At 64.9% G+C, this 26,208-nt stretch carries 25 protein-coding genes; 13 read left to right on the forward strand and 12 right to left on the reverse strand.

Annotation, left to right across the window (positions count from 1 at the left end; all coding sequences use genetic code 11):
- Positions 1-8 precede the first annotated feature (8 nt).
- The gene (locus tag LDB05_RS09625; RefSeq protein ID WP_226007705.1) at positions 9-656 is read right to left on the reverse strand and encodes an HAD family hydrolase; all 648 of its coding nucleotides are present in this window, start codon (positions 654-656) and stop codon (positions 9-11) included.
- 111 nt (positions 657-767) lie between these two features.
- Here LDB05_RS09625 and LDB05_RS09630 point away from each other — a divergent pair, with 111 nt between their 5' ends.
- Positions 768-1,265 carry a helix-turn-helix transcriptional regulator gene (locus tag LDB05_RS09630; protein ID WP_226007706.1) on the forward strand — a complete coding sequence of 166 codons (498 nt, stop codon included), beginning with the start codon at positions 768-770 and terminating at the stop codon, positions 1,263-1,265.
- A gap of 66 nt (positions 1,266-1,331) precedes the next feature.
- Here the strand turns inward: LDB05_RS09630 and LDB05_RS09635 are convergent, their stop codons facing one another.
- Together LDB05_RS09635 and LDB05_RS09640 are read right to left on the reverse strand one after the other, a co-directional pair.
- Positions 1,332-1,943: a translation initiation factor IF-2 subunit beta gene (locus tag LDB05_RS09635; protein WP_226007707.1), complete on the reverse strand. Its 612-nt coding sequence runs from the start codon at positions 1,941-1,943 to the stop codon at positions 1,332-1,334.
- A gap of 101 nt (positions 1,944-2,044) precedes the next feature.
- Entirely contained in the window at positions 2,045-2,431 is a 387-nt protein-coding gene (locus LDB05_RS09640) for a DUF5789 family protein (RefSeq protein WP_226007708.1), read from the reverse strand.
- Between the two features lie 402 nt (positions 2,432-2,833).
- On the opposite strand from LDB05_RS09640, the gene LDB05_RS09645 reads away from it, so the two are divergent.
- The 4 genes from LDB05_RS09645 (at position 2,834) to LDB05_RS09660 (ending at position 5,767) form a co-directional block, all read left to right on the forward strand.
- Complete coding sequence (locus tag LDB05_RS09645) at positions 2,834-3,802, forward strand: PGF-CTERM sorting domain-containing protein (protein WP_226007709.1); 969 nt, start codon at positions 2,834-2,836, stop codon at positions 3,800-3,802.
- A gap of 441 nt (positions 3,803-4,243) precedes the next feature.
- Positions 4,244-4,471, forward strand: coding sequence for a DUF8149 family protein (locus LDB05_RS09650; protein ID WP_226007710.1), 228 nt, complete (start codon positions 4,244-4,246; stop codon positions 4,469-4,471).
- A gap of 322 nt (positions 4,472-4,793) precedes the next feature.
- Positions 4,794-5,231 (forward strand): hypothetical protein, encoded by a 438-nt coding sequence (locus LDB05_RS09655; protein ID WP_226007711.1) that lies wholly within the window; start codon positions 4,794-4,796, stop codon positions 5,229-5,231.
- Positions 5,232-5,332: 101 nt separating this feature from the next.
- Positions 5,333-5,767: a hypothetical protein gene (locus LDB05_RS09660; protein ID WP_226007712.1), complete on the forward strand. Its 435-nt coding sequence runs from the start codon at positions 5,333-5,335 to the stop codon at positions 5,765-5,767.
- 5 nt (positions 5,768-5,772) lie between these two features.
- On the opposite strand, the gene LDB05_RS09665 is transcribed toward LDB05_RS09660, so the two are convergent.
- The 3 genes from LDB05_RS09665 to LDB05_RS09675 form a co-directional block, all read right to left on the reverse strand.
- A complete protein-coding gene (locus LDB05_RS09665) occupies positions 5,773-8,313 on the reverse strand; it encodes a DEAD/DEAH box helicase (RefSeq protein WP_226007713.1) in 2,541 nt (846 codons plus the stop codon).
- Between the two features lie 2 nt (positions 8,314-8,315).
- A complete protein-coding gene (locus LDB05_RS09670) occupies positions 8,316-9,815 on the reverse strand; it encodes a ribonuclease H-like domain-containing protein (protein WP_226007714.1) in 1,500 nt (499 codons plus the stop codon).
- Positions 9,816-9,940: 125 nt separating this feature from the next.
- Positions 9,941-10,300 carry a thioredoxin family protein gene (locus tag LDB05_RS09675; RefSeq protein ID WP_226007715.1) on the reverse strand — a complete coding sequence of 120 codons (360 nt, stop codon included), beginning with the start codon at positions 10,298-10,300 and terminating at the stop codon, positions 9,941-9,943.
- A 209-nt stretch (positions 10,301-10,509) separates the two neighbouring features.
- On the opposite strand from LDB05_RS09675, the gene LDB05_RS09680 reads away from it, so the two are divergent.
- Both LDB05_RS09680 and glnA read left to right on the forward strand, forming a co-directional pair.
- Positions 10,510-10,842 (forward strand): DUF8106 domain-containing protein, encoded by a 333-nt coding sequence (locus LDB05_RS09680; protein WP_226007716.1) that lies wholly within the window; start codon positions 10,510-10,512, stop codon positions 10,840-10,842.
- Positions 10,843-11,104: 262 nt separating this feature from the next.
- Positions 11,105-12,457 (forward strand): type I glutamate--ammonia ligase, encoded by a 1,353-nt coding sequence (gene glnA, locus LDB05_RS09685; RefSeq protein WP_226007717.1) that lies wholly within the window; start codon positions 11,105-11,107, stop codon positions 12,455-12,457.
- Between the two features lie 131 nt (positions 12,458-12,588).
- Here the strand turns inward: glnA and LDB05_RS09690 are convergent, their stop codons facing one another.
- Positions 12,589-12,822 carry a helix-turn-helix domain-containing protein gene (locus tag LDB05_RS09690; protein ID WP_226007718.1) on the reverse strand — a complete coding sequence of 78 codons (234 nt, stop codon included), beginning with the start codon at positions 12,820-12,822 and terminating at the stop codon, positions 12,589-12,591.
- A gap of 168 nt (positions 12,823-12,990) precedes the next feature.
- Between LDB05_RS09690 and LDB05_RS09695 the strand changes: the two genes are divergently transcribed.
- On the forward strand, positions 12,991-13,305 hold the full coding sequence (locus tag LDB05_RS09695) for a hypothetical protein (protein ID WP_226007719.1): 315 nt from the start codon (positions 12,991-12,993) through the stop codon (positions 13,303-13,305).
- A 121-nt stretch (positions 13,306-13,426) separates the two neighbouring features.
- Here LDB05_RS09695 and LDB05_RS09700 read toward each other — a convergent pair whose 3' ends face one another.
- From LDB05_RS09700 to LDB05_RS09720, 5 genes are all read right to left on the reverse strand, one after another.
- Positions 13,427-14,263, reverse strand: a complete 837-nt coding sequence (locus LDB05_RS09700; RefSeq protein ID WP_226007720.1) for a hypothetical protein — start codon at positions 14,261-14,263, stop codon at positions 13,427-13,429.
- 144 nt (positions 14,264-14,407) lie between these two features.
- Positions 14,408-15,241, reverse strand: coding sequence for a metallophosphoesterase (locus LDB05_RS09705; RefSeq protein WP_226007721.1), 834 nt, complete (start codon positions 15,239-15,241; stop codon positions 14,408-14,410).
- Between the two features lie 10 nt (positions 15,242-15,251).
- Positions 15,252-17,027: a hypothetical protein gene (locus tag LDB05_RS09710; protein WP_226007722.1), complete on the reverse strand. Its 1,776-nt coding sequence runs from the start codon at positions 17,025-17,027 to the stop codon at positions 15,252-15,254.
- A complete protein-coding gene (locus LDB05_RS09715) occupies positions 17,024-18,298 on the reverse strand; it encodes a Single-stranded DNA binding protein (RefSeq protein WP_226007723.1) in 1,275 nt (424 codons plus the stop codon). The genes LDB05_RS09710 and LDB05_RS09715 overlap by 4 nt, the downstream gene beginning before the upstream one ends.
- Before the next feature lie 501 nt (positions 18,299-18,799).
- The gene (locus LDB05_RS09720) at positions 18,800-19,795 is read right to left on the reverse strand and encodes a phosphate signaling complex PhoU family protein (RefSeq protein ID WP_226007724.1); all 996 of its coding nucleotides are present in this window, start codon (positions 19,793-19,795) and stop codon (positions 18,800-18,802) included.
- A 275-nt stretch (positions 19,796-20,070) separates the two neighbouring features.
- Between LDB05_RS09720 and LDB05_RS09725 the strand changes: the two genes are divergently transcribed.
- The 5 genes from LDB05_RS09725 to phoU all read left to right on the forward strand — a co-directional run bounded on the left by LDB05_RS09725 (position 20,071) and on the right by phoU (position 26,171).
- Positions 20,071-21,162, forward strand: coding sequence for a PstS family phosphate ABC transporter substrate-binding protein (locus tag LDB05_RS09725; protein ID WP_226007725.1), 1,092 nt, complete (start codon positions 20,071-20,073; stop codon positions 21,160-21,162).
- 137 nt (positions 21,163-21,299) lie between these two features.
- Positions 21,300-22,346 carry a phosphate ABC transporter permease subunit PstC gene (gene pstC, locus LDB05_RS09730; RefSeq protein ID WP_226007726.1) on the forward strand — a complete coding sequence of 349 codons (1,047 nt, stop codon included), beginning with the start codon at positions 21,300-21,302 and terminating at the stop codon, positions 22,344-22,346.
- The gene (gene pstA / locus LDB05_RS09735) at positions 22,343-24,532 is read left to right on the forward strand and encodes a phosphate ABC transporter permease PstA (protein WP_226007727.1); all 2,190 of its coding nucleotides are present in this window, start codon (positions 22,343-22,345) and stop codon (positions 24,530-24,532) included. The genes pstC and pstA overlap by 4 nt, the downstream gene beginning before the upstream one ends.
- An 11-nt stretch (positions 24,533-24,543) precedes the next feature.
- A complete protein-coding gene (gene pstB, locus LDB05_RS09740; RefSeq protein ID WP_226007893.1) occupies positions 24,544-25,455 on the forward strand; it encodes a phosphate ABC transporter ATP-binding protein PstB in 912 nt (303 codons plus the stop codon).
- Positions 25,455-26,171: a phosphate signaling complex protein PhoU gene (phoU, locus tag LDB05_RS09745; RefSeq protein WP_226007728.1), complete on the forward strand. Its 717-nt coding sequence runs from the start codon at positions 25,455-25,457 to the stop codon at positions 26,169-26,171. Before pstB ends, phoU begins: the two co-directional genes overlap by 1 nt.
- Positions 26,172-26,208 lie beyond the last annotated feature (37 nt).

Here is a 26,208-nt window from a genome sequence, read left to right on the forward strand (position 1 = left end):
GGCGGCGCTCAGTCATGACTGCTGTGTTCGTCGGCCGTCAGCGCTGCCAGCCGTTCCGGAACCCCCTCGAGCGATCGATCCTCGAGCAACATCGCCGTCCCGCCGACGGCTTCGATACCGCCGTCGGTTCGCGGATCGTCACCGACGTGGACGAGGTCGGACGCGGCGACGCCGAGTTCGTCGGCGGTCAGTTCGAAGATCTCGGTCGCGGGCTTGCGCCAGCCACAGCCGACGCTCGTGACGATCGCGTCGAAGTCGTCGCGCTCGAAGTCGCTCCTGACGAGCGTCCGGCCGACCAGCTCGGGCACGCTGCAGTTCGAACAGATCGCGACCGGGCCTCGCTCTCGAGCGGCGTCGACGGCCTCGAGCGCTCCCGGTCTGGTCTCGACGGCCGGATCGAACGCCGCGACGACGGCCCGCCTGGGGGCGTTCCGGTCGTAGTCGACGTCGCGGCTCGCCAGCGCGCGCGAGACGTGGGCCGGCAGCGGGACCTCCGCGCCGTCGGGTGCATCGACGTGCACCTCGGTATAGGCCTCTGCCCAGTCGTCGGGGACGACGACGTCCCGTTTCGCTAACTCGGTTGCGACGGCCGCAGCCGGGTCGTCGGGCCGATCGGCGGTCACAAGCGTTCCAAAGAGGTCGAACGATACTCCCACAGGAGTGTGACTAGGACAAGCTCACTTTAACTTCGCGGTCCGGTGGCGGGCGGTTGTTTGGACGGTTTTGTGCATACGCCTTTTATTACGTAGTTGTCATCTGAAACTACGATGAACCGACGACACTCACCGTTCCCCATCGAACTCGGAACCGCCGTCGAACGGACAATCCGCACCTGTATCGGCGTCGTAGACGCGATCAGCGCCGATTCGCATGCCGATGAAGCGAGCGGCGGCTCTCGAAGCGACTCGGGACCGACGGGAGCGGCTCACCGATCGAGAAGCGAAAGCGCCGGGACGGAGCTGATTTCCGGATCGGACGACGACCGGCCGATTACGATCGGAATCGTCGACCCCGACGACGGCCCCACGAACAGGCGTGCCATTCTCGAAAACGGCATCACGCCCGAGGAGTACGTCCGCGCGGTCCTGCTCGAACACGGCGGCCGGATCAAACAGCAACGGTTCGCCGACCGCTACGGCTGGTCGGACGCCACTCTCAGTCGGCTCCTGTCGGAACTCGAGGACGGCGACGCGATCAAACGCTACCGTGTCGGCCGCGAGAAGGTCGTCTGTCTCCCGGCTGCCCTCCCCGAATCGGTGCGGTGAGGGGACGGGATCCCGTCGGTCACGGAGACGCGGTGCCGGAGAAACCGAACGAATCGAACCGCCTTCTCAGTCGAGCCGGGCGAACGCCAGGTTGCCCGAGATGTTCTTGATATAGATGTCCACGACGTCGCCCTCCTCCGCGCCGGGGACGAAGATGGTGTAGCTGCCCTTCTCCGCGACACCGTCGCCCTTGCGACCGGTCCCGGTGATCTCGACCGTGTAGGTGTTGCCCTCCTCGACGGCGTCTTGCTGTTGTTGCTGCTGGCTGCTGGTCGAGCGCTTGGTGACGGGCCGGAAGGCACCGCAGGCGTCACAGCGCAGCATCGGCGTCCGGTCCTCGCGGACGAGTCGCGTGTCGGGCAGGCCACACTCCGAACAGAGGACGTACTCGTCGACGTAGGCGTCGATCGCCGCGTCGAGATCCGTCTGGGAGAAGGTCCCGTTGTACCGGCCGCGGCCGTCCTCGAGTTTGCCGCTGGTCCCCAGCTCGCGCTGGATGAACCGGTGGAGATGTTCGGTGTCCCGGGAGAGGACGTCGGCGATCTCGTCGAGGTTCGTCACTCGCGTGAACGCGCCGTCCTTCTGGGGTTGCGGATCGGGGATCTGCAGTCGCTGTTCGTCGCCCCCGATGTCGGGGACGTCCTCCATCGCTCGGTCGAGACTCGATTCGTAATCCATACGCGAAAACAGGGGGCGGGAACGTAAATCCGTTCTGCTATCACGTTCTCCCCGAGGGCGTTGCGATCGGCCGATCCGCCGGCAGTCGACGATCTCCCGGCTCAGTCCGTCCCGCTCCCGCTCTCGCCGAGCGACCCCTGCCTCTCGTCGTCCAGTTCGTCGAGATCGCGCTCGGCGTTGGCCTCGTTAGGGCTGCCGGCCTCCCCCGTAATCTCACCGTACGCGGCCTCCCGGACCTCCTCGGGCGAATCGTACTCTTCGTCGACCAGCCGGTCGAAGACGCTCCCCAGCGATTCCGTCTCGTTGGGCATATCGATCGGTTCATTGGCGTACTCCGTCGCCAACTCCTCGCTGGTGACCGGATACTCCAGCTCGCCGAGGTCGCGTTCGACGTCCTCGAGGATCGATTCGGTGTGGTCCGCGACCGCGGATTTCCGTTGCTCGGCACGATCCTGGACGCGATCGTGGCTCCGTTCGTCGTCGCTCATGAGCGGACGTACCACCAGCTATCGGAAAAGGGGCCGGCCGGCGTCCGCGCGGGTCGTGCGAGCGGGTCTTCGACGCCGTACTCGAGTGCATCGCCCGGACTGGTCACTGGATTGGGAGTCGGCGTCGGTGTGCGGCTTCGATGCCCCCGAAACGACCGCTGGGGCGGGACCGGTAGAGGAAACCTGAGCGTCGGTTTCGGTCGGCCTTCGAGCGGATGGGGCTACCCAAACGACGGCCTACCGCGAACAGCATCCCGCTACTCCTCGAGTACGCTGCTCATATATAGAACGGTAACTCCGATACCTTGGTTCGATGATCAGTCCCACCACACGACTGTCGTCGTCACGAAAGAGTCGTCCGATCGAGTCGGTTGCCGTCGATACCGGTTTCGGTGAGTGATCATGGCCGGGAGACGAAATTCCGCCTCGAGTACGCGCCGGACACTTCTCGCGCTCGGGGTCGGGCTGGCCGTGATCGCGAGTCTCGTCGCGACGGGTGCTGCGGGTGCGTCCGCGGCTCCCGTCGATCCCGAGTCGAACGGAACCGTTTCGGAGGAAGCGTACCTCGAGCCGGCCCCGGAACCGGGCGATCCCTACTTCGAGGCGGCGGCCGACGACGGAAGCTGGGTCAGTTACGAGAATCCGCGTGACGAGTACCGGACACCCTATCTCGGAGACGGTTCCGGGAAAATCTGCGTGACGCTGGTCAACGAAAACGGAGAGCCCGTCATCGGTGAATCCGTGCCGAACACGTCCGTGACGATCCCGACGAACGACGCCACGAGCTGGCACCCGGACGCGGACCCGATGACCGTCGAGTTCCCGATGAACGAACACTACCAGTTCCCGCTCGACGGCGATCAGTTCGGGACCGACCCGGACGTCGCACAGGGCGACGGCTACATGGACTCCCACTGCATCGAGTTCCACGGCTTCTCCGAAGACGCGACCGTCGAGTACGGCCAAGCGCAGCTCAGCGGCGAGCACGCCGACCGGATCGACGTCGCCGGCTACATCCAACAGATCCCCGAGGGAGAGGGCTGGGACACGGACATCGATCCGGTCGCGGCTGCGGAACCGTACGAAGAAGCCGGTGGCGGCTGGACCTACGACGCGGCCGAGAACGCGACCCACGCCCAGGTGACGGTCGTCCTCCAGCTCGATGCGCCGGCCGACGAGCGGGTGGCTTCCGACGGTACGAACGCCTCGGATTCCGAGCAGAACGGGAGTAGTTCGGCGACCGCGACTGACCGGCAAACTGACGAGAGCGATCCCGACGAAACCGACGAAACCGACGAAATGCCCGGCTTCGGCGTCGTCGTCGCCCTCCTCGCGCTGTCGGTCGCCACACTCGCTCGCTACCGGGACTGAGTGATCCCCAGGACGATTTCCCAGTCCGCGCTCTACGCGTCTAGTCCGGCCGAGCGAGTTTCCGAAAGCGTCGTCACTCCGGTCGATGTACGGGTCGGATCGAAAGACAGGGAACGGCTACGGATGTAGCCGGGAACCATGGAGTTCCTCGCACGTCGTGACGGGGCGGACGGATCGAGTGGGGTCACCCACCAGCAGACTGTCGTACCCCCGTCTACCGGGTTATCCGACCGGATCATGATAATACTACCGGCTGACTACTGAATTCCGTGGCGAAAACGGGCGGGAGAATCCCGTGAGCAGGTGATATGCGTTAACGTTACACATCCTAGCTGCGATTTCGATCGCTCCGCCTCGTCGCGACAGTCAGCCGATACCGACCGGACCCGGCCGCCGTCGGAACCAATTAGGTTTTGACGGTCGCCACGAGATACGCGACAAATGACGAACACAAGCGAGCCGGACGAGGGTACGCCCCGCGTCCCCGTCGTCTGTCCGGACTGCGAGACGACCTCCCGCGTTCCGCTCTCGGACGTCGCCGACGCCATCGAGCGACACAACGACCAGCTCCACGACGGCGACGACGTCGCCGAGGTCGATCCGGATATCGCCGATCGGATCGCGGATCTCGTCGCCACCGAACTCGGGCTCCTCGAGGACACCGACTGACCGACCGAGTCCCCTCGAAACCCCAGTTCGGGCTCGCGGCAATCGACGAGCGAGCGGACGGTCGGGTCCACCAATCCGGTCCGGTGTCGACAGCGCCCTCCGTCGGGTTCCGCTCCACCCGGTTCGCTCGCTCCTCGAGGTCGGCGACCCTCTCTTGAAACTGGCAGAGCGATGATCGAGTAGTCCCGAGCGACCGGCATCGAGTCCGATCCTGGCTGTTCAAGATTACGGCCGTATATCGCTCGAGAAGATGTATTTCGGTTTTTCCGACCGTTATATCAGTGAGAAAGTTTATGCTGCCATGCCCGGCTCTGTCCAGTATATGGCACCCGAGAAAGCGACAGTTGACGACGATACCAGTCGATATGTGGCCGATAGTGAGATCGAGGACGCGTCTCCGATCGGCACCGAAACGACCGCGACGGCGACGATCGCAGCGATCGGGACGGGATCCGCTACCGATCGCACGGACGCCGATCTCCCGAACACGCTGACGATCATCGGTCAGGGGACCCCCTCGAGTTTCGAACTGACGGTCGACGGCGAGATCGAGCTGGCCGACGAGACGTGGGCGGCCGACGTGACCGTCCTCTCGGGAACGACGGTCGAAGGGACGGTCGAGAACGGGACGGTAACGTTCCGGTTCCGCGGGGATCTGACCGACGTGACGTTCGTCGACCGTTCGATCACGGGCCTGGATCCCGCGAGCACCCCGAACGTCCACGTCGATTACGACGCGCCCGAACAGCCCGAGCCGTAACCCGACGCCGTTCTCCAGTCACACCGCGACCCGTCGACCTCGGTCAGCGGATCCCGATCGAGAAGTAAACATACTCTTTGGCGGGGCCCGAACTGCCACGCATGGACGACCCTACTTCCGATCCCGACAGCGATACCGGTGGCGAGGGTGACGCCGAGACGCCGGTCCACCCCGCCGTCGAGGTCGATACAGAAGTCGGAGCCGGCGACGATGGAGTGACCGGAACCGTCATCGACACCGTGGCCGGGACGCCGGTCTACACCGCCGCCGATGACGAGGCGGAAACCGATGCCGACTGGATGGAGCCCGTCGACAGGCGACTCCTCGAGTTCATGCACTCGGAGGACGTCTTCGAACCGACGGGGATCGAAGAGGAAGGGATCTGTCCGGCGAAGTACGCAGCCTACCGGTGTCGCGAGCTGACCAAGTACGGCCTTCTGGATCGACTCATGCCCGGCGTCTACGAGGTCACCGATGCGGGAGAGCGATACCTCGCGGACGACCTCGACCCGAGCGAACTCGAGCCCGACGAGTAGGATCGTCACGAGATCGACGCTGGCGGTCGGCGTTCGTCTCGTTCGTCGTCGTCCGTCTCGAGGGCCGTCGTTCGGTCCGTGATACTGCCAGTGCCGAGCAGCGCATCGATCGCGTCCGTCGCTGCGGGTGCGTACAGCGGCCGGTTGTCGTTACCACAGCGATCGCTCATGAGGCAGGCCGGACACCCTTCGTCGCGCCCGCAGGCGCAGTCCGCCATGAGATCGCGAGCCCTGCGGGCGACCGCCTCGTACTCCTCGTAAATCCGCCGCGAAAAGCCCAGTCCGCCCTCGACGCCGTCGTAGATGAACCAGCCGCTCTTCTCGGGGGTGTCGGGCAGTCGATTGGTCGCGAGGCCTCCGAGGTCCGCCGCGTCGACCGTCAGTTCGAGCGGTGCGACGGCGATCATCGCGTGCTCGACGGCGTGAATCCCGCCGAGGTAGCCGTGGAGCCGCGGCGGCAGGTCCTCGCAGTCGTCGTTGTGATAGTCGCTGTGTGCGGTCGTCACGGCGCGTTCGACGTCGTTCGGTACTTCGGCCCAGCACAGCTGGGTGCGCATCTCCAGCGGCGGAACGCCGGTCTCGAGGCCGACGGCGCGAACGTCGCCCGAGCCGATCTCCCGTTTCATGAACGTACCGTGGTGGACCGTGACGGTTCCGTACCCCCAGTTGAGGCGGAACGGGCCGACATCGCGGGACTCCTCGACCTCGGTATCGTAAATCGTCGTCTGGCGCTGGGATTGCGTGTAGTAGTCGACGTCGCACCGCTCGAGCGACACGTACGGCTGCGGGCGATCCTCGCGGAGTTCGACCACCTCGTACTGGTCGCCTCGATACAGCACCGTCGCTCCCTCGTGGTAGTCTCTGTACGCGCGCGCCGTCCCGATCGGCTCGTGATCGAACGACTCGTCGCTGGCCAGCCGGACCTCGAACGAATTCCCGCCGGAGGCGTAGAGGTCGATCCCGTCCTGGGGTCGATCTCGATGGGCGTAGGTCACCCCGCCCTCGAGCGACCCCTCGAAGTCGCCCGTCCGCCGGCCGTACTCGACGGCCCGCTCGAGGCGGTCCATTCCACCGAATCGGTCCGCGTCGTCGCGGCGCAGCGGCAGTTCCTGTGCCGCACAGCGCAGGTGCTGCAGATAGACCGGATTGTTCTCGAGGTCGACGACCGCGCTCTCGGGCTCCTCTTCGAGGACGTACTCGGGATGGCGGAGGATGTACTGATCGAGCGTCGAGTAGCTCGGAACGAACACGGAGAGGGCCGCGCGCTCGTCGCGCCCCGAGCGGCCGATCCGTTGCCAGAACGACTGTCTCGAGCCCGGATAGCCCAACAGGACGGTGCCGTCGATCCCGCCGACGTCGATCCCGACCTCGAGCGCGCTCGTCGTCGCGACGCCGTCGAGCGCGCCGCTCTTGAGTCGGTTCTCCGTTCCGCGTCGGGATTTCTTCCCGTGGCCCGCGTTGTAGGCGGCGAGTTCGGTCGCGTCGCGGTAGGGAAGGCTCGAGCTTTCGAGGTGCTCTCGCGCCCGCCCGACTACCAGTTCGGTCTGCTTTCGCGAGTCGCAGAACAGCAGCGACGGGACGCCGTGATAACAGCAGTGGGCCCAGACCTCGGGTGCCTCGACGGTCGCGGGGCGTTTGCTCGGCGACCAGCCGGTGTCGGAGTCGTCCGAATCGGCTCCATTCGACCCGTCGCCGTATCCGCTATCGTCCGCCGGCGGGTCCCAGAACAGGAGGTGCCGACGGCCGCTGGGCGAGCCGTCCTCGTCGATCACCGTTGCCGGCTCGCCGGTCAGCGCCTGCGCGTGTTCGGCCGGGTTGCCGATCGTCGCGGTCGTCAGCACGTACTGGGGGTCGCCGCCGTACCAGTCGATCAGCCGTCGAATCCGCCGGAGGATCCAGGCGGCGTGCATCCCGCTGATCCCGGTCCACGCGTGGGCCTCGTCGATCACCACCAGTTCGCAGTTCGAATGGAACGCGGCCCAGCGGTGGTGTCCGTTGAGGTACTGATTCAACCCTGCAAAATTCGTGATGACGACGTTCGCCTCCTCGCGGATGCGCGACTTCTCCTGTCGCTTCGTGTCGCCGTCGTAGACGCCGACAGTTACGTCCAGCCCCAGCGCCTCGTAGAGATCGTTGAGTTCGCGCTCCTGATCGCGGCTGAGCGCCTTCGTCGGATAGACGAGGAGCGCGCGCACGTCGGGGTTTTCCTGGAACCGTCGCGCGATGTCCAGCCCGTAGACGTAGGTCTTGCCCGACGACGTCGAGGTCGCGACGCAGACGTTCTCCCCGCCATCGAGGGCCTCGAGGGCCTCGGCCTGGTGACTCCACGGATCGACGTCGAGTTTCGCCGCGAGGTCCGCCGGCAGCACCTCCCGAGCGGAGACGTGGCTGGCCGACTCCGCGGGCAGGGTGAACCGCTCGTGGGCCTGTCCGTGGTAGCGCTTCGACGGATACGTTTCGACCAGTTCGTCCCCGGTCAGCGCGAGGTCGTTCGATCCGGCGTCGTCCCACCCGTCGGTCACGGTATCGGTGTCGTCAGTTGGCATGATCAAAAGTCTGCGAGACCGGTCTGCGTCGTCGAATCGGTCGTCGATCCATCCCCGTTCTCCGCTGCCGTCTCCGCTCTTTCGGGCGGGGCCGCCCTGATCGCGTCGTAGACTGCGGCCAGTTCGCGAACGTCGGCTTCGCAGTAGCGTCGAGCGGCCTCCCAGTCGATTTCCGAGGAGGGTTCGGTACTATCGTCCGTGTCGGATCGACGCGAACTCGAGCTCTCGAGCAACCGCCGAATTCGCTCCGCCAGCGTCTTCCCGTCGAGCGCTGCCGCGGCTCCCGTTCGGTCACAGCCCAGCGCCTCGGCTACGTCCTCGAGTCGGTTGGTTCGGCCCGGCAGGACGGCGTTCTCCCGTCGGACGGCCCAGTCGTAGGGGTCGTACGTCGAGACGTGCTCGCGCCAGAAGTCGTGGTACTCGGGGACGTGACTGGCGACGAACCGCTCGAGGTGTTCGTAATCGAACGAGTGGCCGTTCCACGCGACCAGCGACGGCGCATCGTACTCGGCGGCCAGCCACGAGACGAACTCGCGGGTCGCAGCGCCCGGCTCGTCGCGGCTCGGATCGGTGTCGACGAAGTCGACGTACTCGTCGCGAGCGGGATCGTAGACGCCGACCAGCCAGATGATCGTCGGCTGGAGCCCGTCGGTTTCGATGTCGACGAACAGCGGCGTCGCCGTCTCGGACGCCGGCGGAACGGGCTCGTCCGTCCGGCGGATCACCTCGGAGCCGGCGAGCGCACCCGCGCTTTGGATCAGTTCTCGAGCCGTCGCCGTACCGATTCCGGGGAGCGAACGCAGGTCCGCCTCGGCGGCCTCGGCGACGGCCGCGCGCGTGTTATATCCGTTCTCCCGGAGCCGCGCTGCCGTCGTCGGTCCGACGCCGGCGAGCGCCCGCAGTCCGAACCGGTCCGCTGGCACGGACGAGACCGCGACCGAGCCGTGCCGGTCGCAGGTGAGGCAAGCGAGTTCCGCCGCTCCGGAGCGCCGCAACGGGGCAACGCCGCGTACCGGCAGCCGAACCGGCCGGCCGTCGACGGTCACGTCCCAGACGTGATCGTAGCTCGCCTCGAGCGCACCGGTGAGGACGGTCGGTGAGCCGCTCGCTCGAGCGTAGTAGCTGGCGATGGACTCGCTACCGGCGAGGGTCGCCTCCAGCGCGACGGCGTCGGTCGTCGGCTCGATATCGTCGCAGACGACGAAGTCGGCGGGCGGCGCGTCGTCCCGAGCGTCCGCGAGCAGCGCCGCCGAACCCGCGAAGACGAACGAGACGCCCGCCACCGTCTCCGTCCGAACGTCGGCAGGGCCGCTGGCGGCGACGACCGGCCCGTCGAACGACCGACGGAGTCGGCTCAGGACGCGGACGTCCGACGATTCGCGAACGACGTAGACGAGGTCCGGGTCGAAGTACTCCAGTAGGTCTCGTAGCGCCGTCTCTCCCAGATCGGACACGGCGTCACACCGGAGTGCCAACAGCTCGGCACCGTCCTCGTCGGCCATTGGTGGGGTGTACGAGCGAGCAGTGATAAGGGTTCGTGGCCGCTCGAGCGACGCGTCGCCTCACCGTGACCGATCGCGGTCGGTTCGGCGTCGGCGGTGGCTCGACGTCGACGAAGATACCTGCGTTAGCTCGTCGGTTCGGCATCGACCGCCGTCGGAACGCGCTCCTCGAGGAAGTCGGTCACGGCGTCGCCGCCCTGGAACCCTTCCGCGAGCCGCGCGGTCTCGGTCCCGTCCTCGAACAGGATCAGGGTCGGAACCGACCGAATGTCGAACCGATCGACGAGTTCGATATCGTCGCCGGGATTGACCATGCCGATCGCGACGGCCGTCGCTCGAGCGACGTTCCCCAGTACCGGTTCCATCGCCTGGCACAGCGCACACCCGCTGGTGTAGAACTCCACGAGCGCCACGTCGTGGCTCGTCACGAAGTCGTCGAGATCGTCGCCCGTCTCGAGTCGGGTCGGCTTGCTGGTCGTGGCCATACTCACGAGTTGGTGTTCGCGGCGGAAACCTGTGACGCCGCAATGGTCGGGTTCGGTGTTCGGTCGCATACTCGACCGACCGGATCACGGTACGATCTCCCAATACTCGGACCGGCTGACGTTGTCGGAGAGACGATTCACCAGCGTGAGGTATTGTGCGAACGGTTTTCGGAGTGCGATTTTATAGCTGGGGCCTGTACCACGGCTCGATGACCCTGCCCAGATTCGACCGCGACGACGGTTCGCCGACGCAGCGGAAAGCGACGCTGTTCTGCTGGGAGTGCGACCACTCGAGTGCGATCGACGGTGACTGGGCGGTGCAGCGGGCGGAGCGATACGTCGCGTATAACTGCCCAATCTGCGAGACCACGCTCGCGAAACGGCCGAGGAACGAGCCGTCGCCCGCTCGAGTGACGGGCAAGCCGCTGGCGGCGTGGCCGCGAGCGCTGCGTCGATCGGCGACGATCTGGCGAGCCAGCGTGGCGCTCGGCCTCTCGAGTCTCGCTCTCCTGACCGGCACTCGACCGACGACCGAGAGATAGCTCACTGGAACTGGAGATCGGCGATCCGCGGAGCCGGATTCGGTGTGTGGAACGTACGGTAACGAGTGTCAACCCTACCGGCGATCCGAGCTACCACTACACGATTATGCAGTTCGACTAGCACTTTTTCGGTCGATGTAATCCACAGTTCGAATATGCCATATTATAAACCACGTTCGTTTGTTTTCTGAGCGATTTGCGTATATTCGCCCACAACAGTAGAGCTTTAATAGTAGAATCCATTGTCGTAGTCGAGTAGAAGATGACGAACGGAAATCTGACCGCTGCGGAAGAGGAGGTACTGGACGAAATCGAGGCCGAGGACATCGACTTCCTCCGGCTGCAGTTCACCGACATCCTGGGAACCGTCAAGAACGTCTCCGTGCCGGCACGACAGGCCGAGAAGGCGTTCACCGAGGGAATCTACTTCGACGGCTCCTCGATCGAAGGCTTCGTGCGCATTCAGGAATCGGACATGCGGCTCAAGCCCGATCCCGACACGTTCGCGGTTCTCCCGTGGCAAAAGCGCGAGGACGGCGCGTCGGCCCGCATGATCTGTGACGTCATCGATACCTCGACGGGCGAACCCTTCGAGGGCGATCCACGCCGCGTCCTCAAGAACGCCCTCGAGCGCGCCGACGACCTGGGATACACGGTCAACGCCGCACCCGAACCGGAGTTCTTCCTCTTCGAGGAGGACGAGGACGGCCGCGCGACGACCGAGACGGGCGACCACGGCGGCTACTTCGACCTCGCGCCGAAAGACCTCGCCAGCGACGTCCGCCGCGACATCATCTACGGCCTTGAGGACATGGGCTTCGAGATCGAAGCGAGCCACCACGAGGTCGCGCAGGGCCAACACGAGATCAACTTCGAGTACGACGACGCGCTCGCGACGGCCGACAACGTCGGCACGTTCCGTACCGTCGTGCGCGCGATCGCCGCCCAGCACGATCAGCACGCGACGTTCATGCCCAAACCGATCCCGCGCATCAACGGCTCCGGGATGCACACCCACCTCTCGCTGTTCGAAGACGGCGAGAACGCGTTCCACGACGCGGACGACGAGTTCGATCTCTCGGAAACCGCCCACTCCTTCATCGCCGGCATCCTCGAGCACGCGCCGGCGATCACGGCGATCGCGAACCCGACGGTCAACAGCTACAAGCGGCTGGTGCCCGGCTACGAGGCGCCGGTGTACGTCGCCTGGTCCGACCGCAACCGCTCGGCCCTGATCCGCAAGCCGGCCGCCCGCGTCCCCGCTGCCTCGCGCGTCGAACTGCGCTCGCCGGACCCGTCCTGTAATCCCTACCTCGCCCTCGCCGTCATGATCCACGCGGGTCTCGACGGCATCGAGAAGGACCTCGAGTGCCCCGACCCGGTCCGGGAGAACATCTACGAGTTCGACGAACAGAAGCGCGAGGAGTACGGCATCGATACGCTCCCGACGAACCTCGGCGAAGCCGTCGACGCCCTCGAGGAGGACGAGGTCATCTACAACGCGCTCGGCGACCACGTCGGCCCGAAGTTCGTCGAAGCCAAGCGCCAGGAGTTCCAGGACTACCTCGTCGACGTCTCCGACTGGGAACTCGACCGCTACCTCGAGACGTTCTGACGGGCTGACTACCGCGGCAACTGCCCCGACGGTCCCCCCGTCAGCACCCGCGGCGACACGGCTGGCTGTGCTCACCGTTCGTTTTCCACGGCTACGATCGAAGGATCAGCGGCGATTCTCCCGTCTCGAGATCAGTTCGTGACGACGTACTCCGACTCCGCCTGTTCGACGTAGCCGGCGCTCGAAAGCGAGTTCAGCACGCTCAGGATATCGATCTTCTTCATCGCCAGTATCTCGCCCAGTTCGTCGACCGTCGCGCCCTCGGCCACGTCGAGATAGAAATAAACGAGTTTCGCCTGCGCCGACTCGAGGTCGTCTGGAACCGGATCGATCCGTGATGCTGAGCGGTGTTTCTGTGAAGCCATTGTCAGCAATAGCCACCTCGTTTCCGTATATAAATCCATACGTCGGACGATATTAATGGATATTAGGGCTCAATACGGTGGACGTCAACGCCTCTCAGGCCGTCGCGAACGAGACGATATCGACCCAAAAGACGACGTTTTACGGTCGCCCCGCTCCCAGCGGGAGACATGACTGCGGACGAGCGACCGACCGTGCCGCCGGAGCTGGACCCCGCGAGCCGCGAAGCAGTCCGCGAACTCGCCGACCGAGAGCCGGCGACGCTCCGGTCGGCGAGCGACTATCTCGAGGCGCTGGCGGCGTGGAAAGCACAGCGAGACGAGGGTGTGGAGGACACGGAAGCTGACGATTCGGACCCGGACGCGTATCCCGACGGCGTGCCCGAGCACGCGACCGTCTCGGTAACGGAGATCGGCGGCGTCGAGTACTACTACTACCAGTGGCGTGAGGGGGACGAAATCAGGTCCGAAACGGTAGAGCGGTAGTCGTCCAGCGAGATCAGTCGAGATCCCACTCCCCGTCGTCAGCCCGTCTCGACCGCCCGGTAGGCGGAAATAGAACAGGGAAAGACGATTCGGGGTCCATCTGTTGGCCAGCAGCTACAAATCAGCTCTGCCACGTTACCGCCTGGTTCGACTCGAGTAGCTGTTCGAACGCGTCCGTAACCTGTCGAGGCCGCAGTATCGTCGCCGTGGCACACCGAATCGGAAGCGGCCACGGAAATTCGCGACGGATCGTGAGCCGGTCGTCCGCGAGGTCGACCGATCGTAGCTGCGTTCGGGGCACGAACCGGTAATTGAACGTCTTCGATTGCTGTATGCACAGTCCGCTTTCGAACAGCGTGTACGTGCGATATCGACCGATGGTAAGCGCCTGTGCGATCAACACGCCACCGAACACGGGAAACGGATTGAGAGTCAGATCGACGAAGAGAGCGAAAACAAATCCACCGACGAAACAGCTACAGCCGACACCGAATCCGCCGAGCCGAACGAGCCATCGGTACCGGGAATCCGGGCGTGCCCGCCACTCGGCCAGCACCGATTCCCGTTCGTGGAGGACGACGACGTGGCGGTTTACCGTGACCATGGAGAAGATGGCCCCTGCGAGCGCGACGGCGAGCAGTTCGTAGATCCAGACTGTGACCACCGTTTCGTAGCCGTGACGACCGAGGAGAGCGAACAGTGGGCCAGCGAAAAACGGACTGAGCGGCACTGCAAGGGGGAGCAAATACAGGCGGCTGCGAACGATTTTTGACGCGAGTGCGCTCCGAGTATAGCACTGGACTGCGATGGCGAAACCAACACCGACACCGATCACGACGGGCCACGATGTGAGGTATCCCACCCCGATTACGGGGCCAGTCACGACCGTGGCCAGGAGACCGACATACCCGCCAGCGACGACGGCGAAGAACAGCGCAGAAGGTTGCCGAAGTGACATACAATCATATCGCCAAAGACGCCTGAAATATTCTACTATTTAAGTGTGAAAATATATGGTTCCCTCTTGAACAAGTGGCGTTCCTCCGGTCGCTGAACCGACAGTCATCGACCTCTCACTGCTGAGAGACGAGTCCGACCCTCATCACACCGACTCGTACGAGCCGAGTCGCGTCCCGTCTAGCAGATAGGCCTCACCTTCGGCCAGCCCCGCCGGAAGAAACGGCGAGAGAAACGACTGGCCGGTCACGTTGATCCACGTCCCGCCGACGAGGTCGTTGAACGCCGGAAAGACGACCACGCGCGGCGACTCGGCGTCCCCTTCGAGCCACGACACTCCGTCGTATTCGGGCCGATCACCGAACGGGGCGGGATCGAGCCGCCCGCGGAGCCACGCCCGTTCGACGCGGCTGCCGCCGACTTCGTCCTCGAGTCGGACGCAGGGATGTTCGTGACCGAGACAGAGCACGTCACTTTCGAGGGCGGCCGCGGAGGGCCACGTGTGCCCGTGACAGACACCGACGTCACCGAGAGCGATGCCGTCGCCGGGGACAACGTCGACGACCGCCTCGATGTCATCACCGTCCGCGAGCCAGGTTTCGATTCGGCCGTCGTGGTTCCCCTTGACGACGGTGACCGCGAGGTCGGCCGCGAACGATTCGAACAACACTTCGAGCTCGCCGCGTTCGGCCCCGCCCGGGTCGCCGATCGAGTGCATGAGGTCGCCGAGGACGACCAGTCTGTCGGGACGGGTCCGCTCGAGCAGCGACAATAATCGGTCTCGGCGATCGGGCGCCCGGCTGGGAACGTCGACGCCGCGCTCGTATCGCAGCCCGGCCTCGTAACCGGCGTGGTAGTCGGCGACGAACAGGGCGCGTTCGCTCCCGATGGTTGCAGTTGCGGCCGGTTCTCCTGGAACGGGTTCGACGCGAGCGGGCGTCGATTCGGAAGTGGAAACAGGGCGGGACTCGTCTCGCATCGTCGCTCGATCAGATCGCTTTCAGCGTTTCGTCGTCGGGCTCGTAACACTGGCCGCCCATCAGGGCGTCCTGGATCGCGTCTTCCACCTCGTCGGTGGCTGCACCAGTGTCCGCGGCGACCGTCTCGATCAGGTCGGTCCGGGCGGCACCGTCGCCGTCGTCGAGTTCCTCCATCGTCTCGACGACGTAGTCCGCCAGATCGACGTCGTCGGCCGGCTCGTCGTCACTTTCGGAGTCGTCCCCTTCGGGTTCGTCCGCAGTCGATGATTCGTCAGCGTCCGGCTCTGATTCCGGTTCGTCCGCCGCCGTGGATTCCGCCTCGGGTGAGTCGTCCGACTCGTCTGCATCCGCACTCTCGAGTCCGGATTCGGGTGGGGCGCCGAGATCGTCGTCCGGCTCCGCGGGGGCGGATTCGGCCGCCTCGTCCTCGCCCGCTCCCGGATCGGCCTCCAGATCGTCGGCCTCGGGGACGTCGATGTCGGCCTCGCCGGGGTCGTCGACCTCGCTCCCGGTGGTGAACTCCGCGCCGAACTCCTCCTCGAGCTCTTCGCGTTCCTCCTCGTCCATCTCGTACATGCTGTCGTCGACGTCGCCGGCATCGAAGTCGCCGGGGTCGTCACCCTCGTCGTCCTCACCGGACTCGTCGGCCTCATCACCGGCCGAAACGTCGGCGGTTTCGTCGTCGACCCCAGCCGTCGCGTCGTCGTTCTCGGCTGTGACCGCGGTAGCGGAGTCAGTATCGGTACCCTCGGGCTCGGACTCGTCGTCGCTCGAGCCCGCGTCGAGGTCGGCTTCGGCTGTGTCGGTCTCGGGGTCGGCCGCAGCCGTCTCCGCCTCGGGTCCGCCGTCGATCTCGGTCGCCGCGACCGACTCCGAGCCGTCACTCGTCGCCGTTCCGGCCGCGGAGCCGGAATGCGCGTCCTCGGGATCGACCGCTGCGTCGCTTCCGCCGGCCGTCGCCGCGACCGGGTCCACCTGCTGTGCGTCCGCCTCGGGTTCGGCACCGGCCTCGAGCGCCTCGATATCGACGCCGTCGAGGTCGGCAAGCGAGTCGAAGGTCGCGTCGAACTCGGGGCTCGTCCCGTCGGGAGCGACGTCGAGCCCGCTCACCTGATCGCGATCGCCTGCGACGACTTCGCACGCCTCGAGCGCGCAGTGTCGCAGGGCCGCCAGATACGACGGGGTGGTCCCGTAGTGGTCCTGCGCGAGCGGGATCCCCGCTGCCAGTCCCGACTCGATTCCGGCCTCGAGCAGCGCGTCGGTCAGCGCCTCGCCGCTCGCGTCGAGTTCGGCGGCACCGGCGTAGGTGCCGATGCGGTCGATCGTCTGTTCGGCCGCGCTGACGACCCAGCGGTCTCGAGTGTCGGCGTCGACCGTCGCGATGCTCTCCGGGCGAATCGAGGTGTAGACCTGGTCCGAATCGTCGGGCTGGAACGTTCGGGCCTTGCCCGTCACCGCGACGAACGCGGGTGGTTCGGTTTGCTCGAGGAACGCCAGTTCGTCGGGCTGGTACTGGCCGGCGTAGACCACGAATGCGCCGGTCGGATCGACGACGCGGGCGCGGACCATCTCGTCGTTGACCGACGTGACCTCGGTCAGCGTGCCGACGGCGAAGACGCGGTTGAGGCGTGCGCCGGTCGGCGTTATCACGTAGTTCGGCGCGCGTTCCTCGTCGCTTTCGGCGTAGGAGAGCGTCGCGTCGTCGTACTCCGCGGCGAAGAGCCGATAGGCGATCTCTCGTCCCGGCACCTCCTCGTCGCCGTCGCCGGTACCGTTCGCGCTCATGCGTCCACCTCCTCGAGGAAGGCCGACGCACGGGCGGCCGGATCGTCGTCGCTCTCTTCGAAGGTCTCGGCGTCGAGGTTCGCGCCGTACTCGTCGACCGAGAGGTGACCGCGGATGCGGTATTCACGACCGACGATTCGCTCGCGGATCCGGTCCGCGACGACCTCCTGGTCCATGGCCTCGCGGGCCTGCTCCAGGGCATCGTCCAGGGTACCGCCGTAGACCCGTTCGGTGAGTTCGTCGTCGAGGACGACGGTGACGGTGCCGGTCCCGTCGTCGAGGATCGCCTTGACGCGCAGGTCGTCGATCCCGTCGACGTCGCCGTGGGTCCGGCACTGTCCCTTCTGAATGACCCGGTAACACTCGGGACAGCGCTGGATGAGCCCGGAGCCGTCACGGACCGCGAGCAGGTTCCCCACGACCTCGACGTCGTAGATCCCGCCGGTGCCGACGGCTTCGCCGACGTTCATCGTCGAGGTGTCGCTCCCGACGTCGATCTCCCGATCGAGTGCGGTGACCGTCGAGAACTCGGAGACGTTGACTTCGGGGACGCCGCGGAACTCCTGGACGTAGGCGTTCTCTATGCGAACCGTGCCGCCATCCTCGATCTCCGGCGCGGGGTCCCAGTTCGTGAACGGGAGACGCCCGCTCTCGTCGCCGAACACGCCGCTCAGGATGTCCGTCTCGCCGTCGCGACCGTCGATCGTCTTGCGCTCGCACTCGAGGATGGTGACCTCGATGGTGACCGCGCGATCGCCGGTCCGGAGGTCGGCCAGTTGCGCCTCGCCACCGATTTCGTAGGGTACCTCGAGCGAGTCGTCCTGAAAGGAAAGCGAGGTGCTCTCGCCGAGGTTGAGCTCGGGTTCGCCGTCCCACTCGCGGACGCCAGCGTTGCCCGCGGTGATCGCGTCGCCGGGCTCGAGGCCGAAGTCCTCCCACGCGGTGTAGTCGATGACGCCGGTTTCGTCGGCCAGTCGGCCTTCGACGATGACGTGATCGGAGCCCTGATACCGGATCGAGCGCTCGCCCGCCGTCAGGACGACGCCCGTCACGGTGACGTTGCCGTCGTCGGGCGTGATCTCGGCGATGTCCTTCGCGGACGGCGTGCCGCCACCGCCCCCGGAGTCGTCGCCGTACTTCCGTCGGAGGCTCTGCTTGGCCTCGTCGACCGGAACGCTGTACTCCACCAGATTCTGCAGGTCGGATTTGACCTCCTCTTTGTCAACACCGAGGTCGGAGGCGAGATCCTCGGCATGATCGTCGAGTTCCATCATCGGCCTTTCGAGGTGGGGCTTAAAAAACGTTCCCGGAGGAAGGTGGAAGTGAACAGGTCGAACGAATCGAGGGAGTCGTCGTCGAGAGCCGACACCCTCCCGCTCGACGAAGGACCAACAGTCGACGATTCCGCGATTTTTCGTGTCAAACACTCTTGAGACACAATTCAGGAAGCAGAGCCCCCGTATTACTCCCGACCGATCAAGCGACGTGCGGTGGCGCGCGCTGACGGCTGGCCGAACGAGAGTGAGGCCAGCCGACGATACTGCGCGAGGGATGAGCGAGGGAGCGGAGCGACCGAGCGAATCGGCTGGGGAGGGTGTGGAAATTCCCTGTTGCCATGATAGCAGGATACTCCGCCCCACACAGTCCCAGTAGAACCAGCCCCACACAGTCCCAGTAGAACCAGCCCCACACAGTCCCAGTAGAACCAGCCCCACACAGTCCCAGTAGAACCAGCCTCACACAACAAGACGAATAGGCAGTACTATCGGTAGTCAGGGCCGCGGTGCGGCCTTCTGCAGCGCCGTCTCCGCGATGTTGCCGCCGTAGTCCGCGCTCCGCGACAGCGAGTCGACGATCAGCCCCAGCGACTGGGCCTGCACCGGCTCGAGGTCCCGAAGCATATCGTCGATCTGGCGCGTGTGCTCGTCGATCTCGAGGACGGCTTCGTGGGCGTCGTGCCCGAGCCGGTTCGCTTTATCCGGTTCCTCGGCGAACAACGCGTCCATCGACTTCTCGAGGACGGTGGCGGCATCGGCCTGGAGTTCCTCGAGCGCCTCGGCGACGGGCTCGGGAATTTTCTCGAGTTTCAGCGCGATGTTGCTGATCTTGGTCGCGTGGTCGGCGACGCGCTCGAGTTGCCGGGCGCTCGAGTGGAAATCGAAACAGTCCTCCCGAGGGACGCCGAGCTCTTCGGCGGCGCGGGGCGATCGGAGCGTCGCCCGGAAGATCCGGGAGACGACCAGCCAGAGCCGGTCGACGTCGTCGTCCCGCTCGATCACGTCGCGAGCGATGTCGTCGTCGTCCTCGATCAGCGCCCGGACGGCGTCCTCGAGCATCGACTGGGCGATCAACCGCATACGCGTGACGGCGTTGACGATCGACAGCTCCGAGGAATCGAGGAGATCCTGAATGACGACGCTGTCGGTCGTCTCCTCGAGCACCTCGACGCCGACCAGTCCCTGCGTCGCGTCGCGGATCGCCCGGCGCTGGTCGGTCGTGATCCGGCCCGCCTCGAGTCGGATGATGTCGAAGCCGCTGACGTACATCGTCATCACCGCTCGCGTCAGCCGTTCGTCCTCGAGGTTCGAGATGTCGAGGGTGCCCTCCTGTCGTTTCGTCTCGCTCTGGGGCGTCAGGAGGAGGGTGTCGTCCTCGGGATAGAATTCGACGGTCGTACCGGCGCTGACGTCGTTTTCGGTCGCCCACGTCTTCGGCAGCGAGACGGTGTACGTCGACCCACCCGTCACCTGCACCTTGCGCGTCTCCATGTGATCCGGTTTCGACTACTCGAATATAAATATGGATGCGTCTATAGAGTAGTGCGAATAATTCCGAATGGGCTCCAGATTGATGCGATTTGAGTCGGTTTTCGGACCCACATTCACGGTACAGACGTGTCGATATGGGTTGTATAGTATAGAACTATATAGTTATATCACCGTATCAATACGACCATTTACTGATCCGTGCAGTACGGATGCAACATACTCGATTGTACCCCTATTATAAACCGCTTTAGTATGCGATCGTGGGTATTCAGGTGATGGCACACGACTCAGAGCGTCTGTCCGGGCTGGTATCACGGCGGAAATTCATGATGGCTTCGGGTGCGAGCGGTGCAGCGGCGCTCGCTGGCTGTTCGAGTCAAGGGTCGGAAGACACGAATACGAGCTCGAGCGGCAATAGTGGGGGCTCGGAGCCGTCTTCGCTGACTGCCGACGGCTCCTCGACGGTGTACCCGATTACGAACCGTGCTTCGTCACTGTGGAACGGGAACCCGCCGGCGGACGACGAAGAGTACTGGGGCCCCGGTCAGTACGATATCGACACGGACCGGAACCTCGCCGACTACTGGGCCGGCCTCTACGGATTCGAACCCACCGAGGAGCGCAGCGTCCCGCCGTTTCAGACGCAGATCGCGCTCAGCCACTCCGGTACGGGCGTCGAAGGGGTCATCAACGAGCGCGTCGATATCGGCGACGCCAGCTCCACTGCGGAGTCCATCCTCGGTGAGGACGCCGAGGAACTCGAGAACATCGTCGACCACGTCGTCGGCGTCGACGGGCAGCCTATCGTCGTGAGCCGCGAGATCTACGATGCGGGCGTCGAGGAGGTCACTGGTGAGGAACTCCGCGATATCTACATGAAAGAGATCACCAACTGGAGCGAGCTCGGCGGCCCGGACAAGGAGATCTACGCCGTTGGCCGTGCGGAGGACTCCGGGACGGACACCGCGTTCCGCGCCAACCTCTTCGGCGACCCCGATGCACCGATCGAACCCGACACCCGCAAGGGACAGAACCAGCAGGTGGCGACCATCGTCGAACAGAACGACAACGCCATCGCGTACATCGCCCTGGCATTCGTCGAGCCTGACGGTGCTACGCCGCCCATCCGCCTGAATATGGACGGGACGGTCTACGAGTACGGGAAGAACCTCGGCGCGAAGGAGTACCCGCTCAACCGTGACCTCCACTGTTACACCTGGGAGGACACCGACGAGCGCGAGAGTGCCTTCCTCAACATGATCCTCTCTGATTTCGGCCAGGAGAAGTTCGTCGCGCCGAACAACTACTTCAAACTCCCCCAAGAGCGCCTCGAGGAGGAGCGAGCGAAGCTCGCCGACCAGGCCTAATTTCGAACCTGTTGTCCTCAGCATCCGATTGCCTTGCGGGCTAATCGGGTGCTCGAGAGGATTCTACACCCATCATGTTCAATATTCACACAAGAATCCAGCAAGCAATCCCGTCGTTGCGGCGCCGGACGACCGCGATGGTCCGAACAGTGGCTGACTTGGATCGGCCGAGTCTCCTCATCGTGACGGCGCAGATACTGTTAATCACTGGGGCGTTTGCCGGCTTCCTGCTGCAGTCGGACTGGACTGTAACACTCCTCTACGGTTTCCTGCTGGTCGTGGGCATCGGCTGGGTCGCCCGCCAGGCGCTGACAGCGAAGGTGGTGACGTTCCTGATGACGGCGACGACACTGTTGACGCTCGGTCTCATCGCCGTGTTTCTGATCCTGGAGTCGATACCGGTATTTCGTCACGCTGGTTTCGGGCTCGTCTGGCCGTTCGGTTCGACCGAATGGAGCACCTCTCAGGGTCAGTTCTCACTCGTCCCGATGATCTGGGGCACCGCCCTCACGACGGCGGTTGCGATCCTCGTGGCGGCGCCGTTCGGTGTCGCGGGCGCGCTCTTCATCAGCGACATCGCTCCCGATTGGGTCCGAGAAATCGTCAAGCCGGCAGTCGAACTCTTGGCCGGTATCCCCTCGATCGTGTACGGATTCATCGGCTTCACGGTCATCAATCCCTACATCAACGACGTCTTCTCGGTCAGCCCCGGTGCGTTGGCCGCAATCGGACTGGTCATCGGGTTCATGGCGCTGCCGACGGTCGTTTCCGTGGCCGAGGACGCCCTCTCAGCCGTTCCCGAGTCGATGAAGGACGGCTCGGTGGCGATGGGCGTGACGGACTGGCAGACGATGAAAAGCGTCTCCATTCCGACGGCGTTTTCGAGCATCTCGGCGGCCGTCCTCCTCGGAGTCGGTCGAGCAATCGGCGAAACCATGGCCGCGACCGTCATGATCTCGCACAGCCGTCGATTACCCGAACCAAAACTGTACAACGTGGGTGATAGCACGGAGACGTTGACGACCCTTATCGCTGCCAGTTACGGGCACGTGACGCCCGGACAGCTGTTCTGGAGTGCGCTGTTCGCCGCCGGCGTCTTCCTGCTGGTAACCGTCACGGGCCTGGGCATCGTCTCACAGCTCATCGAGCAGCGGATGCACCGCAAGCTACGGGAGGGACAATGAGCGGCGCCTATCACTCACAGCTCGTCAGCGACGGGGGTACCACCTACGAGCGGTTCGCGATGACCGTCGTCGCCGGTGCGTTCGCGGCCTTCGTTCTCGCGGCGGGAACGCTGTTCGGCTGGATTTCGGTCAGCGGTCACGTCGGAAACGTACCGGTAGCGAACGCCATTGCCGGCGGCGTGCTCGCGCTGGGCGCTGGGACCGGAACGCTGGGCGTTCTCTCCCGATGGGGCGGCGTGCGGACGACGCCCGACCGCTCGCCGGGACTCGCGGTCGGCGTCGTCCAGACGGGACTCTGGCTGGTCACCGCTGGGTTACTCGCCAGTCACACGCTCGGGCTCGGTGAGATTGGCTGGCTCGTCGCCGTTCCCGTCGGGGCATTTATCGGCTACCTCACGATCAGCGCTCGAGAAGACGTCGGTGCGACACTCCCCGCCGCCGCGTTCATCTGTCTCGTCGGTGCCGTGCTCTCGGTCGGACTGATTACGCCGGCATGGACCTGGGAACCCGAGGCGTTCGACGCCAGCGTTCCCGGGACGATCGTGATCCCGTTGCTGACGATGCTCAGCAGCCTCCTCGCCGGGTGGGCCGGCGCGTCGGCCTCCGAGAGGTTCGGCACGCGCGGCAGGCAGAACGGTGCGTTCCTCTTGATCTCGCTGATCGTGTTGCTCGTCCTCTCAGTTCTCGTGTTCCTCCTCGTGTTCGTGTTCGAGCGGGGCATCACCGTCGTCCTCGAGAACCTCACCATCGACGCCGGGACGGCACTAGTGCTCCTCGGAACGGCGCTCGTCCTGCTCGTCAGGTTCGGTACCGTCCGGCCGGCTACGTCGGATGGTACCGACAAGATCGTCGCGTTCGTCCATCTGGCCGGAGCGATCGTCATCGCTCTCGTCGGCAGCGCCCTCGCCTACGTGATCGGCGTGAATCGGCCCATCTCGGGCTATGCGGTCACGATCGAGCCGACCACCTCCATCGGTGCGATCCCGGGCCTAGTCGTCGGTATCGTCCTTGTCGGTGTTCTCCGACAGTCGGACGCGACGTGGGCTCCCGACACCGAAGCGGGTCGACGAGTGAATCGGGGCCTCCGGTTCGGCACTGGACTGCTGGCTGGAACCCTGTTCCTCGAGGTAGCGATGTGGTCCGAGCTCGCCGTCGCGGGCGTTGCGATCGTCCCGACACTCGCCATCTCGATGGGCGTAATCGCGGTGGGAGTACTCCTGATGAGTCGGGTCGCTTCCCTGTCCGACACGCTCACCGTTCCGACGTGGCTGCCACCGCTGTCACGGACTGTGACCGTCGCACTGTTGGCGTTCCTCGGTATCTGTCTCCACGTCACGATCACGGGGTATTCCGTCGTCCTCGGACCAGTCGACATTCTCGCCAGCGGGTCGATCGACTGGCCGTTCGTGATGAACCCGTCCCAGGGCCTCGGCATCCAGAAGGGCGTGATGCCGGCGATGCTCGGGACGATCTGGATCGTTCTCGGTGCCGTCGCGTTCGCCGTCCCCCTGGCCGTCGGTGCTGCCGTCTATCTCACCGAATACGCCGACGACAGCGCGTTCACTCGGGCAGTCGACGTCGCTACCAACGGACTCTGGAGCACGCCGAGCATCGTCTTCGGACTCTTCGGGCTCGCCTTCCTGGTTCCGCGGTTCGGTGGCAGCCCCTCGATATTCGCGGCCCAGTTGGTTCTGGGGTTCATGTTGCTCCCGCTCGTCCTCATCACGAGTCGGGAGGCGATGAAGAGCGTCCCCGACGACTACCGAGACGCGAGCGCAGCGCTCGGCGTTTCGAAGTGGGATACGATCCGCAGCGTCGTCATCCCCGCGGCGATGCCCGGCGTTATTACCGGGGTTATCCTCGGTGTCGGTCGAATCGCGGGCGAAACGGCCCCCCTCCTGCTCGTTCTCAACGGACCGAACTTCCCGAATTCGGGACCCGGCGTTCTCTCGAGCTTCACGGTCGATTTCGGGCTGCGACCACCGTTCGTTCAGGTCTCGAACCCCGCACTGCTCGAGCGGGCGAGCGCCCTTCCCTATCAGCTGTACGCGATCATTACCGCCGGTGTCGGCGCTGAGGAATCCTTCGGCTGGGGCACGACGCTCGTCCTGCTGGGGGTCGTCCTCGCGTTCTTCGCGATGGGGATCGCCAGCCGGCGGTACTTCAGGAGGAAATTACACCAATGACGGAATCCAGTATGAACACCACGACAGCGGACCGAACCGATTCAGACGGAGCGATGTCGAGTACTGAAACGACTACCGGAGAGAGCCACGAACGGACGAACGCAGCGTGGCGAGACTACTCGTTCGCCGGCGATCCTGTACTCTCGGTCGATGACCTGAACGTCTGGTACGACGACGATCACGCGTTGAAAGACATCTCGATCGACATTCCCGAACAGAGCGTCACGGCGCTTATCGGGCCTTCGGGGTGTGGCAAATCCACGTTCCTCCGGTGTCTCAATCGGATGAACGACCGAATCAAGAGCTGCCGTATCGAGGGCTCCGTCGCGTTCAACGGACAGGATATCTACGCCGACGGGACGAACCTCGTCGAACTTCGAAAACGGATCGGCATGGTATTCCAGCATCCGAATCCGTTCCCGAAATCGATACGCGACAACGTCGCCTACGCCCCGCGGAAGCACGGTGATCTCGACCGTGGCCTCGTCCCGAGACTACTCGGTCGGGAAGAGACGGAAAAGGAGAACGAACTGGTAGAGCGGTGCTTGCGCGATGCGGCCCTCTGGAGTGAGGTCGAGGGCCGTCTCGAGGACAATGCGCTCGGGCTCTCGGGCGGCCAGCAACAGCGGCTCTGTATCGCGCGCTGTCTCGCCGTCGACCCCGAGGTCATTCTGATGGACGAACCGGCCTCGGCGCTCGACCCGATCGCCACCGCGAAGATCGAGGACCTCATCGAGGAGCTCGCCGAGGAGTACACGGTGGTCATCGTCACGCACAATATGCAACAGGCCGCCCGTATCTCCGACCAGACTGCCGTCTTCCTCACCGGCGGCGAACTCGTCGAGTACGGCGACACCGATCAGGTGTTCGAGAACCCGCGGAGCCAGCGGGTCGAGGACTACATTACCGGCAAGTTCGGGTAATGCCTCACGAGGACTACCGGAAACGCCTCGAGCGGCTTCGTGACACGGTCGTCGCGATGGGCGATCGCATCTGTGGGCAACTCGACGATGCCGTTACTGCCCTCTTTACCGACGATCGCACGCTCGCACGCGACGTCGTCGAGACCGACGTCACGGTCAACGACCGCTGTCTCGAGATCGAACGCGAGTGTCTCGACCTGATCGCGTTACACCAGCCGGTCGCCGCCGACCTCCGGTTCGTCGTGGCCGCGTTCAAGATCGTCACCGACCTCGAGCGGATCGGAGATCTCGCGACGAACCTGGCCGAGTACACGCTGGATTCGACCGGCTCCGCCTCGCCGCTCCCCGACGTCGATTTCGAGCGGATCGCCGCGCTCGCGCTCGAACAGATCGAGCGCGCGCTCGAGGCGTTCGTCACGGACGACGCCGAGGCCTGTTTCGCGGTGGCCGACCGCGACGGCGAGCTCGACGCCCGCTGTGCCGAGGTCGCGGAACGTGTCGTCCGGACCCTTATCGAGTTGCACGTCGGGGGCGGGAGGCCCGGAGAACAGCGAGTCCGGCGCAAAACTGAGGAGCCGCCGGTCGCGGACCTAATCGCGGACGTCTCCCGAACGTTCGTGATCGCGCGCGACCTCGAGCGGGTCGGCGACCACGCGGTGAACGTGGCCGCCCGGACGCTGTACGCTCTCGAGAGCAGCGAGGAGTTGCTCCGTTGACTTTAGTGGGACGACTGGACGGTGACGAAACCGATTA

Source organism: Natrinema salinisoli, from assembly GCF_020405205.1.
In the GTDB taxonomy this organism is placed as follows: Archaea; Halobacteriota; Halobacteria; order Halobacteriales; family Natrialbaceae; genus Natrinema; species Natrinema salinisoli.

Coding starts and splice junctions, on each gene's coding strand:
- LDB05_RS09630 (WP_226007706.1), top strand. CDS start 768: ATGAACCGACGACACTCACCGTTCCCCATCGAACTCGGAACCGCCGTC.
- LDB05_RS09635 (WP_226007707.1), bottom strand. CDS start 1,943: ATGGATTACGAATCGAGTCTCGACCGAGCGATGGAGGACGTCCCCGAC.
- LDB05_RS09640 (WP_226007708.1), bottom strand. CDS start 2,431: ATGAGCGACGACGAACGGAGCCACGATCGCGTCCAGGATCGTGCCGAG.
- LDB05_RS09645 (WP_226007709.1), top strand. CDS start 2,834: ATGGCCGGGAGACGAAATTCCGCCTCGAGTACGCGCCGGACACTTCTC.
- LDB05_RS09650 (WP_226007710.1), top strand. CDS start 4,244: ATGACGAACACAAGCGAGCCGGACGAGGGTACGCCCCGCGTCCCCGTC.
- LDB05_RS09655 (WP_226007711.1), top strand. CDS start 4,794: ATGGCACCCGAGAAAGCGACAGTTGACGACGATACCAGTCGATATGTG.
- LDB05_RS09660 (WP_226007712.1), top strand. CDS start 5,333: ATGGACGACCCTACTTCCGATCCCGACAGCGATACCGGTGGCGAGGGT.
- LDB05_RS09665 (WP_226007713.1), bottom strand. CDS start 8,313: ATGCCAACTGACGACACCGATACCGTGACCGACGGGTGGGACGACGCC.
- LDB05_RS09670 (WP_226007714.1), bottom strand. CDS start 9,815: ATGGCCGACGAGGACGGTGCCGAGCTGTTGGCACTCCGGTGTGACGCC.
- LDB05_RS09675 (WP_226007715.1), bottom strand. CDS start 10,300: ATGGCCACGACCAGCAAGCCGACCCGACTCGAGACGGGCGACGATCTC.
- LDB05_RS09680 (WP_226007716.1), top strand. CDS start 10,510: ATGACCCTGCCCAGATTCGACCGCGACGACGGTTCGCCGACGCAGCGG.
- glnA (WP_226007717.1), top strand. CDS start 11,105: ATGACGAACGGAAATCTGACCGCTGCGGAAGAGGAGGTACTGGACGAA.
- LDB05_RS09690 (WP_226007718.1), bottom strand. CDS start 12,822: ATGGCTTCACAGAAACACCGCTCAGCATCACGGATCGATCCGGTTCCA.
- LDB05_RS09695 (WP_226007719.1), top strand. CDS start 12,991: ATGACTGCGGACGAGCGACCGACCGTGCCGCCGGAGCTGGACCCCGCG.
- LDB05_RS09700 (WP_226007720.1), bottom strand. CDS start 14,263: ATGTCACTTCGGCAACCTTCTGCGCTGTTCTTCGCCGTCGTCGCTGGC.
- LDB05_RS09705 (WP_226007721.1), bottom strand. CDS start 15,241: ATGCGAGACGAGTCCCGCCCTGTTTCCACTTCCGAATCGACGCCCGCT.
- LDB05_RS09710 (WP_226007722.1), bottom strand. CDS start 17,027: ATGAGCGCGAACGGTACCGGCGACGGCGACGAGGAGGTGCCGGGACGA.
- LDB05_RS09715 (WP_226007723.1), bottom strand. CDS start 18,298: ATGGAACTCGACGATCATGCCGAGGATCTCGCCTCCGACCTCGGTGTT.
- LDB05_RS09720 (WP_226007724.1), bottom strand. CDS start 19,795: ATGGAGACGCGCAAGGTGCAGGTGACGGGTGGGTCGACGTACACCGTC.
- LDB05_RS09725 (WP_226007725.1), top strand. CDS start 20,071: ATGGCACACGACTCAGAGCGTCTGTCCGGGCTGGTATCACGGCGGAAA.
- pstC (WP_226007726.1), top strand. CDS start 21,300: ATGGTCCGAACAGTGGCTGACTTGGATCGGCCGAGTCTCCTCATCGTG.
- pstA (WP_226007727.1), top strand. CDS start 22,343: ATGAGCGGCGCCTATCACTCACAGCTCGTCAGCGACGGGGGTACCACC.
- pstB (WP_226007893.1), top strand. CDS start 24,544: ATGAACACCACGACAGCGGACCGAACCGATTCAGACGGAGCGATGTCG.
- phoU (WP_226007728.1), top strand. CDS start 25,455: ATGCCTCACGAGGACTACCGGAAACGCCTCGAGCGGCTTCGTGACACG.